Annotated in this window: 15 protein-coding genes; 6 read left to right on the top strand and 9 right to left on the bottom strand. The window is 67.6% G+C overall.

Annotated elements, in window-relative coordinates; translation table 11 throughout:
• Positions 1-174: 174 nt before the first annotated feature.
• The 4 genes from ASG62_RS16785 to ASG62_RS16770 all read right to left on the bottom strand — a co-directional run bounded on the left by ASG62_RS16785 (position 175) and on the right by ASG62_RS16770 (position 4,793).
• Positions 175-774, bottom strand: coding sequence for an ABC-type transport auxiliary lipoprotein family protein (locus tag ASG62_RS16785; RefSeq protein WP_056693496.1), 600 nt, complete (start codon positions 772-774; stop codon positions 175-177).
• A 62-nt stretch (positions 775-836) separates the two neighbouring features.
• Positions 837-2,783 (bottom strand): MlaD family protein, encoded by a 1,947-nt coding sequence (locus ASG62_RS16780; protein ID WP_056693494.1) that lies wholly within the window; start codon positions 2,781-2,783, stop codon positions 837-839.
• Positions 2,783-3,601: an ABC transporter ATP-binding protein gene (locus ASG62_RS16775; protein WP_056693492.1), complete on the bottom strand. Its 819-nt coding sequence runs from the start codon at positions 3,599-3,601 to the stop codon at positions 2,783-2,785. The genes ASG62_RS16780 and ASG62_RS16775 overlap by 1 nt, the downstream gene beginning before the upstream one ends.
• Before the next feature lie 4 nt (positions 3,602-3,605).
• Complete coding sequence (locus tag ASG62_RS16770) at positions 3,606-4,793, bottom strand: MlaE family ABC transporter permease (RefSeq protein WP_056693489.1); 1,188 nt, start codon at positions 4,791-4,793, stop codon at positions 3,606-3,608.
• Between the two features lie 184 nt (positions 4,794-4,977).
• Between ASG62_RS16770 and dgcA the strand changes: the two genes are divergently transcribed.
• Entirely contained in the window at positions 4,978-5,961 is a 984-nt protein-coding gene (gene dgcA / locus ASG62_RS16765) for an N-acetyl-D-Glu racemase DgcA (protein ID WP_056693485.1), read from the top strand.
• Here the strand turns inward: dgcA and ASG62_RS16760 are convergent, their stop codons facing one another.
• Positions 5,962-7,002 (bottom strand): glycosyltransferase family 4 protein, encoded by a 1,041-nt coding sequence (locus ASG62_RS16760; RefSeq protein WP_056693481.1) that lies wholly within the window; start codon positions 7,000-7,002, stop codon positions 5,962-5,964.
• Complete coding sequence (locus ASG62_RS16755; RefSeq protein WP_056693478.1) at positions 7,002-7,832, bottom strand: UDP-2,3-diacylglucosamine diphosphatase; 831 nt, start codon at positions 7,830-7,832, stop codon at positions 7,002-7,004. The genes ASG62_RS16760 and ASG62_RS16755 overlap by 1 nt, the downstream gene beginning before the upstream one ends.
• A 225-nt stretch (positions 7,833-8,057) precedes the next feature.
• Between ASG62_RS16755 and ASG62_RS16750 the strand changes: the two genes are divergently transcribed.
• Positions 8,058-10,364 (top strand): NADP-dependent malic enzyme, encoded by a 2,307-nt coding sequence (locus ASG62_RS16750; protein WP_056693476.1) that lies wholly within the window; start codon positions 8,058-8,060, stop codon positions 10,362-10,364.
• Between the two features lie 105 nt (positions 10,365-10,469).
• Here ASG62_RS16750 and ASG62_RS16745 read toward each other — a convergent pair whose 3' ends face one another.
• Together ASG62_RS16745 and ASG62_RS16740 are read right to left on the bottom strand one after the other, a co-directional pair.
• Entirely contained in the window at positions 10,470-11,846 is a 1,377-nt protein-coding gene (locus ASG62_RS16745) for a glutamate--tRNA ligase (RefSeq protein ID WP_056693473.1), read from the bottom strand.
• Between the two features lie 16 nt (positions 11,847-11,862).
• Entirely contained in the window at positions 11,863-12,177 is a 315-nt protein-coding gene (locus ASG62_RS16740) for a hypothetical protein (protein WP_056693470.1), read from the bottom strand.
• Between the two features lie 195 nt (positions 12,178-12,372).
• On the opposite strand from ASG62_RS16740, the gene ASG62_RS16735 reads away from it, so the two are divergent.
• The 4 genes from ASG62_RS16735 to ASG62_RS16720 all read left to right on the top strand — a co-directional run bounded on the left by ASG62_RS16735 (position 12,373) and on the right by ASG62_RS16720 (position 14,404).
• Positions 12,373-12,939: a DUF1003 domain-containing protein gene (locus ASG62_RS16735; RefSeq protein WP_056693467.1), complete on the top strand. Its 567-nt coding sequence runs from the start codon at positions 12,373-12,375 to the stop codon at positions 12,937-12,939.
• Positions 12,940-13,134: 195 nt separating this feature from the next.
• On the top strand, positions 13,135-13,743 hold the full coding sequence (locus tag ASG62_RS16730; protein WP_056694012.1) for a DedA family protein: 609 nt from the start codon (positions 13,135-13,137) through the stop codon (positions 13,741-13,743).
• Positions 13,744-13,828: 85 nt separating this feature from the next.
• On the top strand, positions 13,829-14,086 hold the full coding sequence (locus ASG62_RS16725) for a type II toxin-antitoxin system ParD family antitoxin (RefSeq protein ID WP_056693465.1): 258 nt from the start codon (positions 13,829-13,831) through the stop codon (positions 14,084-14,086).
• A 3-nt stretch (positions 14,087-14,089) separates the two neighbouring features.
• Positions 14,090-14,404, top strand: a complete 315-nt coding sequence (locus ASG62_RS16720) for a type II toxin-antitoxin system RelE/ParE family toxin (RefSeq protein ID WP_056693462.1) — start codon at positions 14,090-14,092, stop codon at positions 14,402-14,404.
• A 9-nt stretch (positions 14,405-14,413) separates the two neighbouring features.
• On the opposite strand, the gene ASG62_RS16715 is transcribed toward ASG62_RS16720, so the two are convergent.
• Complete coding sequence (locus ASG62_RS16715) at positions 14,414-15,211, bottom strand: DODA-type extradiol aromatic ring-opening family dioxygenase (protein ID WP_056693459.1); 798 nt, start codon at positions 15,209-15,211, stop codon at positions 14,414-14,416.
• Positions 15,212-15,290: the final 79 nt, after the last annotated feature.

Here is a 15,290-nt window from a genome sequence, read left to right as displayed (position 1 = left end):
CCGCCGGGAAGCGCGCGGTCGGAGTTCGTCCCGTGCCGAAGGTCATTCCGGCGGACCTCACCTTCGACATATCAAAGGTCAGGGCATTACGGCGGCGTCAGCCGCCGCCGCGCCTCCCGAGCCTGTCGAGGGACGGGGCGGGATACCAGCGGTCCTGTGGAAAGGCCGCCGGTATCAGACGAGCTTCAGCATCCAGGCGACGATCTCGGTGCTGGTCGCGTCGAAGGCGCGATCGAGCGCGGCGACGTAGCCGGCATTGGTCGTGCCGGTCACGGGCGACTCGTTGGTGAAGACGCGCGTCGCGCGCACCGCGCCCGTGCGGTCGTTCAGCGCCTTGACCGCGATCTCGACGACGGCCTTGCGCGAGCCGCCGGCGTCGATCTCGAAGCGGCGGATTTCCATGACGACCTGATAGTCGATCGCAAGGCCCTGCCCCGGCACGCCGACAGCCGCGACGCGGCCGGTGTTCTCGAAGGCCTGCACGAACCGCAGCTGCACCATGCGCGGCAGGCGGTCGCTCCACTGGCTCTTGGCGAGATACTCGACCGTGTAGGAGGTCGGCTTGATGACGATCTGGCTGCTGTCCAGCGTCTTGATCGCGGTCGGCTCGGGGATGAGCAGCTGCGCGCGCGTGGCGCTGGCGCTGCGCACAGTGCCGGTGGGCGCGGAAATCTCGTAGGTATCGGGCGGCGTCGCGGCGCCGAGCGACGCGCAGGAACCGAGCGCGAAAGCCAGCGCGGCGAGGAGGCCCGAACGAAGAACGGCGGCGTGCATCGAATATTCCTTACTCGTCACGAAGGGCGGCCGGGACCGGCCGCCCGATGGGGTGGCCGAACTCACCGCCGGTTGCGGCCGTTGTACTGCTTGACCTCTTCGCCGCCGAAGATGATGCGGCTCGGATTGGATTGGAAGTCGCTGACCGCTCCTTCGATCCGGTTCACCGACCGCGTCACGTCCCGCACCAGCGACTGGACATCGCGCAGCCCGTTGCCGGAGAAGCTCTGGATGTTGTCCGCGATGGGCCCGACGCGGGAGTTGATGTTCCCCGCGACCTGACGGATCGAAGCGAGCGTCGCGGAGGCTTCCGCCGCCAGCCCCTCCGTCGAGTCCGCCTGGAGCAGGCGGTCGAGCGAGGCCAGCACCGCGTCGAGGCGCGTCGAGGCCGTGTTGACCTTGGCGCTGGTCTGTTCGGCATTGGTGATGATGCGGTTGATATCGTCGCGGCGCGCGCCGATGTCGTTCGCGATGCTGGCAATCGAGTCGGCGGCCTTAGCGACGTTGTCGGTCGCCGAGGACACGTTATCGACGGCGCGGTTCACCGTTTCCGGCTCGATGCCGGCAAGGATGCCGTCCACGCGCTCGCGCGTGCCGTCGAAGCCGGTCAGCGTGGTGTCGACGGTGCGGATCGTGCGGTCGACGCCGTCGATGACCGACTGGATGGCGGGCGTCTTGGCGTTGATCGCCGCGACGATGCCGGAGACGTTGCTCACCGTCTGCGCCACCTCGTCGGAATTAACCGACGAGATCACGCGGTTCGCCGAGGTCAGCGTCTCGTTGAAGCTCGTCACCGCCGTGTTGGCGTTGCGCGCGAGCGGGCCGACGCCCGAGAGGAAGTCGGTGATCGCCGCGGAATTGGAGGCGACGCCCTCGGTGATGCGATCGACATTGTCCACGACCTCGACGACGCCGGCGACGGCGCGGCGGATCTGGTCGGACTGGTCGCCAATCGAGGAGGCGACGTTGCGGACCTGCTCGGCGGCGCTGCTGATATTGGCGACGGTGGAGCGCACCTGCGCCGGATCGACGGCGGCCAGAACCTCGTTCGCCGAGGCGAGCGTCGTGTCGAGGCGGGTCGCGACGCTGGTCGCCGTGTCCGAGATCGGGCCGAGATTGGTGAGGAAGCGGTCGATCGCCGGCGTGTTGCGCCGGATCGCCTCGCCGACCGAGCCGACGCTGGAAGCCGCCGTCTCGATGGAGGTGACGACCGAGGCGACCTTGTCGGACTGGGCGCGCAGCGTTCCGCTGATCGCGGCCACGTTGTCCACCGTCGTGCGGACCGAATCCGGATTCACCGCCTGGATAACGGACTGCGCCGAGCGGATCGCGTCCGGCAGGGCTTCGGCGACCGTGTTCGCGGTGCCGGCCAGCCGGCTGATCGAAGCGATGAAATCGTCGATCTGGTCGGAATTCTGGGCGAGGCTGTCGGTGAAGACGCGGATGTTCTGCGAGGTCGCGGTGATGTTGTCGGCCGTGGTGCGCACGGCGGGCTGCACGTCGCTCGCGACCGATTCGAACTGCGCCAGGATGTTGTTGGCGCGCTCGGCGATGTCCTTGGCGGTCGCCAGAATGTCGGTGACGTCGGAGGGATCGGCCTTGATGACCGGGATCGCGCCCTGCTCCTGCGCATAGGTGATGATGTTGCGCTCGGTGACGTCGCCGCCCTTCAGCTCGATGAAGGCCTGGCCGGTGAGGCCCGCGAAGCCGATCGTGGCGCGCGTCGAGGTCGTGATCGGGGTCGTGGCCTCCAGCCGCGTCGTCGCGATGACGACGCGCGGATCGTTCGGATCGATGCGCAGATTGCGCACGTCGCCGACGCGCAGGCCGTTGAACAGAACCTGGCTGCCGACGCTGAGGCCCGTCACCGAGCCTTCGATGCGCACGATCATCGAGACCTGCTGGTCCTTGTCCGAGACATTGGCCGACCAGTAGACGAAGCCGAAGGACAGGAGGAGGATGACGACGGTGAAGACGCCCACCAGCACGTAGTTCGCTTTGGTTTCCATCAGCCGGCCTTCTCGTCGGTCTCGTTCGACGGCTCGTCGCGCACGATCGTGCGGGCGCGCTTGCCGTGGAAGTAGGATTTCACCCAGGGCTCGTCGAAATCGAGCATGGTCTGGAGCGGGCCCTCGACGAGCACCTTCTTGCCGCCCAGCACCGCGATGCGGTCGCAGGCCTGGAAGAGGCTGTCGAGGTCGTGGGTCACCATGTAGACGGTGAGGCCGAGCGTATCGCGCAGCGTCATGATGAGCTCGTCGAACTCCGCCGCGCCGATCGGGTCGAGGCCCGAGGTCGGCTCGTCGAGGAAGACGATGTCGGGATCGAGCGCGAGCGCGCGGGCGAGCGCGGCGCGCTTGATCATGCCGCCGGAGAGCTCGGAGGGAAACTTGTCGGCCGCGTCCGGCGCCAGGCCGACGAGGTCGATCTTCAGACGCGCCAGCTCGTTCATCAGGCCGGGCGACAGGTCGAGATATTCGCGCATCGGCACCTGGATGTTCTCCAGGACCGAAAGCGAGGAAAAGAGCGCGCCGTGCTGGAAGAGAACGCCCCAGCGCCGCTCGACCGCCAGCCGCTCCTCGTCGCTCGCGCGCTCGTAATCCGTGCCGAAGATCTCGATCGTGCCGCCCTGCTTGGCGTTCAGCCCGAGAATCGTGCGCAGGAGCACCGACTTGCCCTGCCCCGATCCGCCGACGAAGCCGAGAATCTCGCCGCGCCGCACATCCAGCGACAGACCGTCCAGCACCGTCTTCGTCCCGAAGGAGACAGTGACGTCCCGGGCGCGGATGATGATGTCGTGGTCGTCCTTCGCCTCTTCGATGGCCATGCCGTCAAAATCCGATCGAGGAGTAGAAGATCGCGAAGAATGCATCGACCAGGATGACGAGGAAGATGGACTTGACGACGGAGGTCGTGACGTGGGCGCCCAGACTCTCCGCGCTGCCGCCGACCTTCATGCCCTCCGCGGAGGCGACGACGCCGATCACGATCGCCATGAAAGGCGCCTTGATCAGGCCCGCCAGCACGCTGCCGATATCGACCGCCTCGCGCAGGCGCTGGATGAAGGCGGCGGGCGGAATGCCCGAATAGGTCCAGGTGATGAGAATGGCGCCGCCAAGGCCCATGATGTCGGCGACGAAGGCGAGCAGCGGCAGGACGAGCGTCAGCGCGACGAGGCGCGGGAAGACGAGGACGCCGATCGGGTTGAGCCCGATGACCTGCAGCGCGTCCACCTCCTCGCGCATCTTCATCGAGCCGATCTCGGCCGTGATCGCACTGCCCGAGCGGCCGGCGATCATGATGGCGGTGAGAAGCACGCCGATCTCGCGAAGCTGCAGGATGCCGACGAGATCGACGACGAAGATCTCGGCGCCGAAATTGCGCAGCTGGAAGGCGCCCTGCTGGGCGATGATCGCGCCGATCAGGAAGCTCATCAGCGAGATGATCGGCAGCGCGCGGACGCCCATCTTGTCCATCTGGTGGACGATGGCGGCGAGGCGCACCTGCTGCTTGCCGGTGACGCGCCGGCCCGCGCCGTAGATCGAGGCGCCGATGATGTTCAGCCCGTCGAGAAGTTCGCCGCCGATGCCGGCGACATAGCGGCCGATTCCGTCGAGCGTGCCGGTCAGCCACGAGACCTTCGGTTTCTCCGGCACGGTGCGGTCGCGGTCCAGCGCGCGCTTCACGGCGTCGAAGAGCGCGCCGTCCTTGTCGCTGACGCCCTCGATCGAGACCGTCGCGCCCTTCTCGGTCAGCGTGCGCGACAGGCGCTCGACCAGGAAGGCGCCGGACGTGTCGATCTTGCCGATCTCGCCGCATTCGAACGTGACCGACTTGCCGAGATCGGCGGCGCCCGTGTCGACGACGGTCTTCTCGACCGCACCGATCGTGCGCGACAGCCAGTCGCCCGAAAGCTGCAGGACGACGCCGCCGTCCTTCTTTTCGGCGACGAGGGCCGGCGGCTGCGTCGGGCGCTCCCCCGAGCCGCGCCGTTCATCGGCTTCGATCCTGTCCAACATGCTTGCGGTCTTGACCTTTGTCGCCTGCGGCGCTCTGCCTTCGAGAAATGACGTCGGCGCCTCGAGAGCGCGGCGGAATCATCGTCCCGCACCGCGCACCTCTCGCATCCGAAGAGGTTAGTGGTCCATTCACGTCTTGTCATGGCGAAGCGCTTCGCCCCGTCGAGCTTTCGAGGTTTTTGCGATGTCGCGTCGTCTTTCGGTCACAGTGGAAACCTTCGATCTCGCTGCCGATTTCGTCATTTCACGCGGCTCGAAGCGTCAGGCCGTGGTCGTGGTGGCGACGATCGAGGACGGCGGGACGCGGGGTCGCGGCGAATGCGTGCCCTACCAGCGCTACGGCGAGAGCGTCGAGAGCGTGGTGGCCGCGATCGAGGCAGCGCGTTCGGCGATCGAGGCGGGGGCGCCCCGCGATGCCCTGCAGACCGTGATGCCGGCAGGCGCGGCGCGCAACGCCGTCGACTGCGCGCTCTGGGACCTCGAAGCGAAGACGGGCGGCGTTCCCGTCGCCGAGCGGATCTGCGCCCGCCCCCCCGTGCCGCTGGAAACCGCCTACACGATCTCGCTCGGCACGCCGGCCGACATGGCGGAGGCCGCGCGCGCCGCCGCCGGACGAGGCCTCCTGAAGATCAAGCTCGGCGGCGACGGCGACATCGAGCGCATTCGCGCCGTCGCGGCCGCGACCTCGGGCGCCCGCCTGATCCTCGACGCCAACGAGGCCTGGACGCCGGAGACCCTGCGGGAGAACATGCTGGCCGCCGCCGCAGCGGGCGCGATCCTGGTGGAACAACCCCTGCCGGCCGGCCATGACGAGGCGCTCGCCACCCTGCCCCATCCCGTTCCGGTCTGCGCCGACGAATCGATGCACAAGACTGGCGATCTCGCCGGCCTCGTCGGGCGCTACGACTTCGTCAACGTGAAGCTCGACAAGACGGGCGGCCTCACCGAAGCGCTGAACCTCGTGAGCGAGGCTCGGCGGCTCGGCTTCGGCGTGATGGTGGGCTGCATGGTGTCGAGCTCGCTCGCCATGGCACCCGCCGTTCTGCTCGGCCAGGGCGCGGATCTAATCGACCTCGACGGCCCGCTGCTCATGAAGGCCGACCGCGAACACGGCCTCGTCTACTCCGCCTCGACGGTCGCGCCGCCGATGCCGGACCTTTGGGGCTGATCAGCCGGCCGCCGGCAACGGCAGAGCCGAGCCGACCGCCTGAGGCGCCGGCCGGGAGAGGACGTCGAGGAAGATGTCGGCGCAGGCGCCCCAGGTGAAATGGGCCGCCCGCTCGGCCGCGTCGCGCCGGTCGAGCGCGAGCGCCGCGAGGCAGGCGACGCGCAGGTCGTTGGAAATGCAGCCGGCCTTCGTGCCCGCGACGACATCCATCGGGCCGGGCTCGGGATAGGCGGCGACCGGCGTGCCGCAGGCCAGGGCCTCGATCAGCACGATTCCGAACGTGTCCGTCTTGGACGGGAACACGAAGACGTCCGCGCTCGCATAGAGATGGGCGAGCGTCTCGCCGCTCCGGCTGCCGAGGAAATGCGCGTCGGGAAAGCGCCGCTTCAGCCCGGCCAGGGCCGGACCGTCGCCGACCACGACCTTCGAGCCCGGCAGATCGAGCGCCAGGAAGGCTTCGAGATTCTTCTCCGGCGCGACCCGCGAGACGGTGAGGAAGATCGGACCGGGAAGGCCGAGGTCCATGGGCGGCCGCGGATGGAAGAGCGAGGCGTCCACGCCGCGAGTCCAGGTCACGAGGTTCCGGAAGCCCTTCGCCTTGAGGTCGCGGCGCACCGCCTCGGTCGGCACGAGGCAGGCATTGGCCCGGCCGTGGAACCAGCGCAGGAACGCATAGGAGAGGCTTTCCGGCACGGGAAGGCGCTGGCGCAGATATTCGGGAAAGCGCGTGTGGAAGCTCGTCGTGAAGCCGCGGCCGAGGGCCAGCGTGGCGCTCCGCGTCGCGAGCCCGATCGGCCCCTCCGTCGCGATGTGGATCGACTGCGGATCGAAGGCCTCGATGATCCGCCTCATGCGCCCCGACGTGGCGAGCGACAGGCGGATCTCGGGATAGGTCGGCATCGGCAGGGTGCGGAAATCGTCGGGCGAGACGACCAGCACCTCGTGCCCTCGGGCGCGCAGCTCCATGACGAGGCTGGAAAGCGTGCGCACGACGCCGTTGATCTGCGGGGTCCAGGCGTCCGTCGCGATGAGGAAACGCATCACGCCGCCTCCGCCGCGGTTTCGGTCGAGACGGCGATCTCGAGCGGCGGCCGCCGGCGGGGATGGGCCGTCTGCTCGACGAGCTGCGTCCAGCGGATCATCTCCAGCGTGCCGTCGTGCCGCTCGGCGACGGCCGTGCAGCTTTCCACCCAGTCGCCCGTGTTGACGTAGTGGATGCCGCCGCGAACGGCGATTTCGGCGTGGTGGATATGCCCGCAGATGACGCCGTCGCAGCCGTGCCGGGCCGCCTCTTCCGCGAGCGCCGTCTCGAACGTGCCGATGAAGCTGACGGCGTTCTTGACCTTGAGCTTCGCCCAGGAGGAAATCGACCAATAGGGAAAGCCGAAGGCGCGCCGCGCCTTGTTGAACACGACGTTGATCGCAATCGCCGCGTCGTAGGCCCAATCGCCGAGATAGGCGATCAGCCTCGCATTGCGCACCACGACGTCGAACTCGTCGCCGTGGATCACGAGGAACCGGCGTCCGTCGGCGGTGACGTGGACATCGTTCTGCCGGACCTCGATCCCGCCGAAATGCGTGCCCTGGAAGGATCGGAGGAACTCGTCGTGATTGCCGGGAATGTAGACGATCTCCGTTCCCTTGCGGGCCTTGCGCAGCAGCTTCTGCACGACGTCGTTGTGCGACTGCGGCCAGTGCCAGGCGCGCTTCAGGCGCCAGCCGTCCACGATGTCGCCGACGAGATAGATCTTCTCGGCATCGTGCAGGCGCAGGAAGTCGATAAGGAGATCGGCCTGGGCCGCCTTGGAGCCGAGATGCACGTCCGAGATGAAGAGCGTGCGGAAATGCCGTTGTTGGGTCGCCTCGTTCATTCCCGTTGCTCCCGGACTGGCGTGATCGGTCCGAAGGCGCCCCCTTCGGCACCCGGCCTCGTATCGAAGTCCTGACTGAGTCCGATTGCATCCGTGTGACGGCCGGGCTGGACCGATGGCTCACCGCCGCGACAAATCGGGACGGAAATCGACGAGGGGTGTTTCCCCCGGTCCGACCGATGCGTTAGAGCAACGGCTGACGATATCGAGACGGACGGAGATGGGATGACCGAGCACACCAAGCGCGACGAACGGCCGGCGAATGGCGATCTCGGTGAGCAGGCCCTTTTCTACCACCGGCACCCCAAGCCCGGTAAGCTCGCGATCCAGGCAACGAAACCCCTCGGCAATCAGCGCGATCTGGCGCTCGCCTATTCCCCCGGCGTCGCCGAGCCCTGCCGCGCCATCGCGGCCGATCCGGCGATGGCCGCCGAATATACGAGCCGCGCCAATCTCGTGGCCGTCGTGTCGAACGGCACCGCGGTTCTTGGCCTCGGCAATATCGGGCCGCTCGCCTCCAAGCCCGTGATGGAGGGCAAGGCCGTCCTCTTCAAGAAGTTCGCCGATATCGACGTGTTCGACATCGAGATCGACGCGACCGAGATCGACCGCATCGTCGATGTCGTGGCCGCGCTCGAGCCGACCTTCGGCGGCATCAATCTGGAAGACATCAAGGCGCCCGAGTGCTTCGAGGTCGAGGAGCGCCTGCGCGCCCGCATGGGCATTCCGGTCTTCCACGACGACCAGCACGGCACCGCGATCATCGTCTCGGCGGCGGTGCGCAACGCGCTGATGCTGGCGGACAAGAAGATCGAGGACGTGCGCATCGTCTCGTCCGGCGCGGGCGCGGCGGCCATCGCCTGCCTCAACCTTCTCGTCTCGCTCGGCGCGCGCGTCGAGAACATCGTCTGCACGGATATCGACGGCGTCGTCTACGAGGGCCGCCCCGCCCGCATCGACCGCTGGATGAGCGTCTATGCGAAGGCGACCGAGATGCGCACCCTCGCGGAGGCGATCGAGGGCGCCGACATCTTCCTCGGCCTGTCCGCAGGCGGCGTCCTGAAGCCCGAATTCCTGGAGAAGATGGCGCCGCGCCCGCTGATCCTGGCGCTCGCCAATCCGACGCCGGAGATCATGCCGGATCTCGCGCGCGCCGTCCGCCCGGACGCGATGATCTGCACCGGCCGGTCGGATTTCCCGAACCAGGTCAACAACGTCCTCTGCTTTCCCTACATCTTCCGCGGCGCGCTGGACTGCGGCTCGACCGCGATCAACGAGGAGATGAAGATCGCGGCCGTCGATGCGATCGCCGCGCTCGCCCGCGAGGAAGTCTCGGAAGTGGCCGCCAAGGCCTACGGTTCGGAAACGCCGATCTTCGGGCCCGAATATCTGATCCCCTCGCCCTTCGACCCCCGCCTGATCCTGAAGATCGCCCCCGCCGTCGCCGAGGCCGCCGCCCGCACAGGCGTCGCCGCGCGTCCGATCGAGGACATGGCGGCCTATCACGACCGGCTGAACCGCTTCGTCTTCCGCACCGGCCTCATCATGAAGCCGATCTTCCAGATCGGCCGGAACTCCGGCAAGCGCGTCATCTTCGCGGACGGCGAGGACGAGCGCGTCCTGCGGGCCGCGCAGGTCATGCTGGAGGAAAAGCTCGGCCTGCCCATCCTCGTTGGCCGCCCCGCCGTCATCGCGACGCGCCTGGAGCGCTATGGCCTGCGCATCCGACCGGGCACCGATTTCGAGGTCGTGAACCCCGAGGACGATCCGCGCTATCGCGGCTATGTCGATTTCTACTTCGACAAGGTCGGCCGGCGCGGCATCTCGCCTGATGCGGCGCGCACGATCGTTCGCACCAATACGAGCGTCATCGGCGCGGTCGCGGTGGCGCGCGGCGATGCCGACATCCTGATCTGCGGCCTGGAAGGCAAGTTCACGCCGCACCTGCGCGATATTCTGCAAGTGATTGGCCGCGCTCCGGGAACGCAGAAATGCGCGGCCTTGAGCCTGCTCATCTCGCAGCAGAGCACGAAGTTCTTCCTCGACACCTATGTCCAGCGCCACCCGGACGCCGAGGACATCGCGGAAATGGTGATCCTCGCTGCCGCCGAGATCCGCCGCTTCGGCTTGGAGCCGAAGGGCGCCCTCGTCTCCCATTCCAATTTCGGAACCGACGAGACGCCGGAGACCAAGAAGCTGAAGAAGGCGCTCGCGCTCATCCGCGAGCGGGCGCCGGACCTCGAGATCGACGGCGAGATGCATGGCGACGTCGCGCTGTCCGAGACGCTTCGCCAGCGCGTCATGCCGCTCTCGACGCTGCAGGGCGAGGCGAACCTCCTGATCTTCCCCAATCTCGATGCGGCGAACATCACGATGAACGTCGTGAAGGCGATGACGGAGGCCCTGCATGTCGGGCCGATCCTCCTCGGCGCCGCCGCCCCGGCTCACGTCCTCACGCCCTCCGTCACCTCGCGCGGCGTCGTGAACATGGCCGCCATCGCCATCGCGCAGGCGGTGCAGCAGACGAGATGAAACCGGCCGGCGGATGCGGTACGCTCGAAAGAGCTTCCGCATCCGCCAGCAAGAGTCTGATCGGACTCCCGATCGCCCGATCCGCCCCTCCGCGGACGGCTCGGATCAGGCCGGACGACGGGCCGCCGCGCGATCGTGCCCGATCAGCGGAAGCAGCTGCGCGAGCTCCGGCCCATGATCGAGCCCCGTCAGGGCGATTCGCAGCGGCATGAAGAGCGCCCGCCCCTTGCGACCGGTCGCGGCCTTCACCGCGCCCGTCCAGCTCGCCCAGGTGGCGCCGTCGAACGGTCCCGGCGGCAGGAGATCGAAGGCCGAAGCCGCGAAGGCCCGATCCTCCGCGGAGAGGGCCAACGCGTCCGGCGCGGCGCCGTAGACGACATCCCGCCAGACGACGGCATCGCCGACGCGCACGCAGTTGCCCCGCACCGCTGCCCAGAAGGCCTCGGCCTGCTCCTCGGGAATCGCCATGTCGCGCAGCCGTTCGGCGGCGGCCTCGTAGGGCATGCGGTGGACCAGCGCCTGATTCAGCCGCTCCACCTCCGCCGGATCGAACTTCGAGGCCGAGGCGGAGACCTCCTTCAGCACGAGACGCTCAGCCAGCGCCCCGAGATCGTCCACCGCCTCGATCGAGCCGGACAGGCCGACCAGAACCGCGAGCGATGCGACCGCCATCGGCTCCAGCCCATCCTCCCGCAGCGAGCGCAGCGACAGCGCACCCGTGCGCTTGGACAGGCCCTCGCCGTCCAGCGTCGTCAGGAGATTGTGGTGCCCGAAGCGGGGAACGGGCAACCCGAGCGCCTGGAAGAGCGCGATCTGCACGCCGGTATTGGTGATGTGGTCCCCGCCCCGGATGACGTCCGTGACGCCGACCGCCCCGTCGTCCACCACCGAGGGCAGCGTGTAGAGATAGCTGCCGTCCTCCCGCACGAGGACGGGATCGGACAGCGAGGCGAGATCGACGGTCTGCGTCCCACGCAGGAGATCGTCCCAGACGATGTCGGTCCGAACGGGCGCGAAGGGATCGCCGGCATGGTTCGGCAGGAGGAAGCGCCAATGCGGCTTCAGGCCCTGCGCCTCCAGTGCGACCCGCGCGGCCTCGTCGAGCTTCAGCGCCTCGCGCCCGTAGACGGGCGGCAGCCCCCGCGCCGCCCGCCGCTTGCGTTTGACGTCGAGTTCGTCAGGCGTCTCGTAGCAGGCGTAGAGCAGCCCGTCCGCCTTCAGGCGCTCCACCGCGTCGTCGTAGAGCGGCAGGCGCTCGGACTGGCGGATCGCGAGATCGGGGTGGATGCCGATCCAGGCGAGGTCCTCCAGGATCGCATCGGCATATTCGCGGCGGGAGCGCTCGAGATCGGTGTCGTCGTAGCGCAGGACGAAGGTCCCGCCCTCGCCGCGCTCTTTCGCGGTCAGCCAGTTGAGAAGCGCGGTGCGCAGGTTGCCGATATGGAGGAGGCCGGTCGGCGACGGCGCGAAGCGGACGATCATGGCGAAGTGTCCCGGATCAGGCGGAAAGGCCGCCAAGGCCGATCGGCCCGACGAAATGGGCGACGGCGAGCCATGCGGACAGAACGAGGCCGACGGCCAGGAAGAGCGCCGCGCTCAGAAGCTGGCGCAGCGCGTAACGCCGGTTCGGTTCGAGATCGACGCCGTAGGAACCGGCCTGCCGGACCCGCTTCAGATCCTCGGCCGAGAAGCCCGCGCGGCCATCGGCCTCTACGCGCAGCCGCCGGACGGCCAGAACCAGACGCAGGACGAAGAGCACGCCGACGACGAGGCCACCCAGCGCCAGCTGATCGAGCGGCGGAATTTCGAACACGGGCCTCAAGCTCCCCTCGCCGATGCGGCAGGACCGCTCGTCACCACAGATGACCGACGCTTGCAACCCGCTCCGCAGCCCCGAACGGAGCATGGGCACCGAAGCGACGATTCTGGACGATATTTCAGTTGTGCCGATGCGGGGTCGGCGTAAGGAGCGGGCGCAGGGATTGCTCAGCGAGCAGGAGAACGAGCCATGGCGAAGAACTCGGTGGACCGGGCGGCGACCCGATGGCTCGGCCAGTCGCTGAACGATCTGGAGCCCGCCGAACGCCGGGTCATCGAAAGCGCCGTTTCGCAGACCACCATCGCGCGGGACGTGAACCAGAGCGTCGTCGACGCCTCCTCCTTCGGCGACCGCGTGGCCGATTCGATCGCCCGGGTCGGCGGCTCCTGGAGCTTCATCCTCGGGTTTCTCACCTTCCTGGCCCTCTGGGTCCTGGCGAACACCATCCTGCTCTCGCAAGAGGCCTTCGATCCCTATCCCTTCATCTTCTTGAACCTCGTCCTCTCCATGGTGGCCGCTCTCCAGGCACCGATCATCATGATGTCGCAGAACCGTTCGGCCGAGCGGGACCGGATCGACGCAGGCCACGACTACGAGATCAATCTGAAGGCCGAGATCGAGATCCTGGCGCTGCACGAGAAGGTCGATGCCCTACGGCAGGTAGAGAACGCCCGGATGGAGGCGACCCTCGCGACCATCCTCGATCGTCTGACGGCTCTGGAGCGCCATCTGGCGAAGGACGGTGCCGCTTCCTGAAGCGCCAGGCGAACAAAAAACAGCCGTCAGGTGGACTTTCCTGGCGCATTTCCGTTAGAGCAACGAGCGACCGAGCGGGCGCGATGCGCCGGCAGCATGCGGCCGTCGGGTCCGCGGATCGGTCGTCGCCGGATGCGACGGACGGACCGTCCGCCCTTCGGCGACGCGCCTTGGAACGGCCCCACCGGAGCCCTCGTGTACGAAATTCTGTCCCTGATCAGCCAGTACGGCCCCGTCATCGTGCTCGTCGGGACCTTCTTCGAAGGCGAGGTCTTCGCGATCATCGGCGGGTTTCTCGCCTTTCGCGGCTCCTATTCGATCTACTTCATCATGAGCCTCGCCTTCTTCGGCTCGTTCTGCGGCGACCTCGCGGTCTTCCTCTTCGCCCGCTTCTGGTCCGGCCATCGCTGGGTCGCGCGCTGGAAGGCCAAGCCGAAATTCGTGAAAGCCATCCGGCTGGTCGACCGGTTCCAGGCCTATTTCGTCATCGTCAACCGCTACATCTACGGCCTGCGCATGCCGGGCCTGATCGCGCTCGGCCTCTCCTCCATCTCGATCCCGCGCTTCCTTGTCCTGAACCTCATCGGTGCCGCCATCTGGGCCGGGCTCTTCACCACGATCGGCTATGCGTTCGGCTATTCCATCGGCTCGGTCTTCGCGCGCCTGGAGGTCATGGAACGCGGCGTCGGCATCGCCCTCGCCGTCATCGCCGCCGCCCTCGCCCTCTGGTTCGCCTGGCGCCAATGGGGGCCCGCTTTGTTCCCGAGCCTTCGCAGCGACAAGGCGGAGAAGGACGAGGCGTGATGGCGGTGGTGCGGCCATACTGGACAAACGAGGTCTCGGTCTTCAATATTGTGGAACTTGAAGACGACAGGCCAGGGCTAGTGCGATGGGACAGTCGACGACCACGATGACGGTTCGCGTCAGCGGCGCGCTCAGTGATTTCGTCGCGCAGAATGTCGGGCAGGACGGCGCCTACGAGAATGTCAGCGAGTATATCCGCGACCTGATCAGGCGGGACAAGGATCACGCGGAGCAGAAGGCGTTCGAGCGTCTGCGGATCGAACTGGCTCAGGCCTTCGCGGCTCCCGAGACGTCCTACATGCCGCTGACGGCCGCAGAGGTGATCGCGCGAAACCGGCGCTGATTCGTGGCGAACATCCGCGTCCAAGCCGCCGCCTCCCACCGCCTCGACGAGATCTACCGCTACACGCGCGACCGCTGGGGCGAGGAGCAGGCGGATCGATACGTCGAAGGCCTCTTCCGAGCCTTCGAAGGGATCGACACGCATGCGGTCCTATCGAAGCCCGTGCCCGCCGAGTTCGAGGTCGACGGCTTCTACTTTCGCCACGAGAGACATATCGTCTATTGGCGGCGGCTGACGAATGGCGACATCGGCATCGTCACGATCCTCCACGAGCGGATGCATCAGTTCGATCGCTTCCGCGAAGACCGTGAACCCTGACATCTTGCTTCACCCGAATGCGAACGCCTCCATCGCCAGCACACCGAAGTCGCGGCTTTCGTGAAGGCGCCGCGCCGGAGCGCCGGGGCCGGCTGCGCCGAGCGCGACATAGAGCGGCATCAGGTGTTCGTCGGTCGGATGGTTTTCGCGGGCGAAGGGGGCTTGGGCACGGTAGTCGAGCAGCGCCGGCTGATCGCCTTCGAGAATGCGGTCCGTCATCCAGTTCGCGAAGGTCGAGACCCAGTCCGGCGTCTCGGCATCCCGGTCGCCGACGCGCAACCGCGCGAAGGCCTCGCGCAGATTGTGCGTGAAGGACCCGGAGCCGACGACGAGGATGTCCTCCTCGCGAAGGCGGCCGAGGGCCTCGCCGAGCTTCAGGTGATGATCCGCGCCCTTCGTCGGATCGACGGACACCTGGACGACGGGAATGTCGGCCTGCGGGTAGATCAGAGACAGCGGAACCCAGGTGCCGTGGTCGAAGCCGCGCTCCGTGGCGACGCCCGTCCGAAATCCGGCGGCGCGCAGGGTCTCCGCGATCGTCTTGGCCAGGGCAGGCTCGCCGGGCGCCGGGTAGCGCATCTCGTAGAGCCTGCGATCGAAGCCGCCGAAATCGTGGATCGTCTCGGGCGCGGCATCCCCGCTGACGAAGACCGCATCCTCCGCCTCGAAATGCGCGGACGCGACGACGATCGCGCGCGGACGAGGAAGCTCCGCTCCCAGCGCCTTCATGAAGCGCGTCGCCCCCGTGTCGGCGATCGCCGTGTCCGGGGAGCCGTGGGAGATGAAGAGGGTGGGAAGCGTGGCCATGGGGAACTCCTTTGCCCCAAGCTAAGACAAAGGTCCGCCGAGTGTTAGCGGGCCCCGATGCGACGGTGCGTTCAACCGT

This window comes from Aureimonas sp. Leaf427, from assembly GCF_001425485.1.
GTDB lineage: Bacteria > Pseudomonadota > Alphaproteobacteria > Rhizobiales > Rhizobiaceae > Plantimonas.
Note: the sequence above shows the minus strand (reverse complement) of the source record. Positions and strands in the feature narration are given on the sequence as shown.

Excerpts from the sequence above, each read along its gene's own strand:
- ASG62_RS16785 (WP_056693496.1), bottom strand. The coding sequence starts at position 774 with ATGCACGCCGCCGTTCTTCGTTCGGGCCTCCTCGCCGCGCTGGCTTTC.
- ASG62_RS16780 (WP_056693494.1), bottom strand. The coding sequence starts at position 2,783 with ATGGAAACCAAAGCGAACTACGTGCTGGTGGGCGTCTTCACCGTCGTC.
- ASG62_RS16775 (WP_056693492.1), bottom strand. The coding sequence starts at position 3,601 with ATGGCCATCGAAGAGGCGAAGGACGACCACGACATCATCATCCGCGCC.
- ASG62_RS16770 (WP_056693489.1), bottom strand. The coding sequence starts at position 4,793 with ATGTTGGACAGGATCGAAGCCGATGAACGGCGCGGCTCGGGGGAGCGC.
- dgcA (WP_056693485.1), top strand. The coding sequence starts at position 4,978 with ATGTCGCGTCGTCTTTCGGTCACAGTGGAAACCTTCGATCTCGCTGCC.
- ASG62_RS16760 (WP_056693481.1), bottom strand. The coding sequence starts at position 7,002 with ATGCGTTTCCTCATCGCGACGGACGCCTGGACCCCGCAGATCAACGGC.
- ASG62_RS16755 (WP_056693478.1), bottom strand. The coding sequence starts at position 7,832 with ATGAACGAGGCGACCCAACAACGGCATTTCCGCACGCTCTTCATCTCG.
- ASG62_RS16750 (WP_056693476.1), top strand. The coding sequence starts at position 8,058 with ATGACCGAGCACACCAAGCGCGACGAACGGCCGGCGAATGGCGATCTC.
- ASG62_RS16745 (WP_056693473.1), bottom strand. The coding sequence starts at position 11,846 with ATGATCGTCCGCTTCGCGCCGTCGCCGACCGGCCTCCTCCATATCGGC.
- ASG62_RS16735 (WP_056693467.1), top strand. The coding sequence starts at position 12,373 with ATGGCGAAGAACTCGGTGGACCGGGCGGCGACCCGATGGCTCGGCCAG.
- ASG62_RS16725 (WP_056693465.1), top strand. The coding sequence starts at position 13,829 with ATGGGACAGTCGACGACCACGATGACGGTTCGCGTCAGCGGCGCGCTC.
- ASG62_RS16715 (WP_056693459.1), bottom strand. The coding sequence starts at position 15,211 with ATGGCCACGCTTCCCACCCTCTTCATCTCCCACGGCTCCCCGGACACG.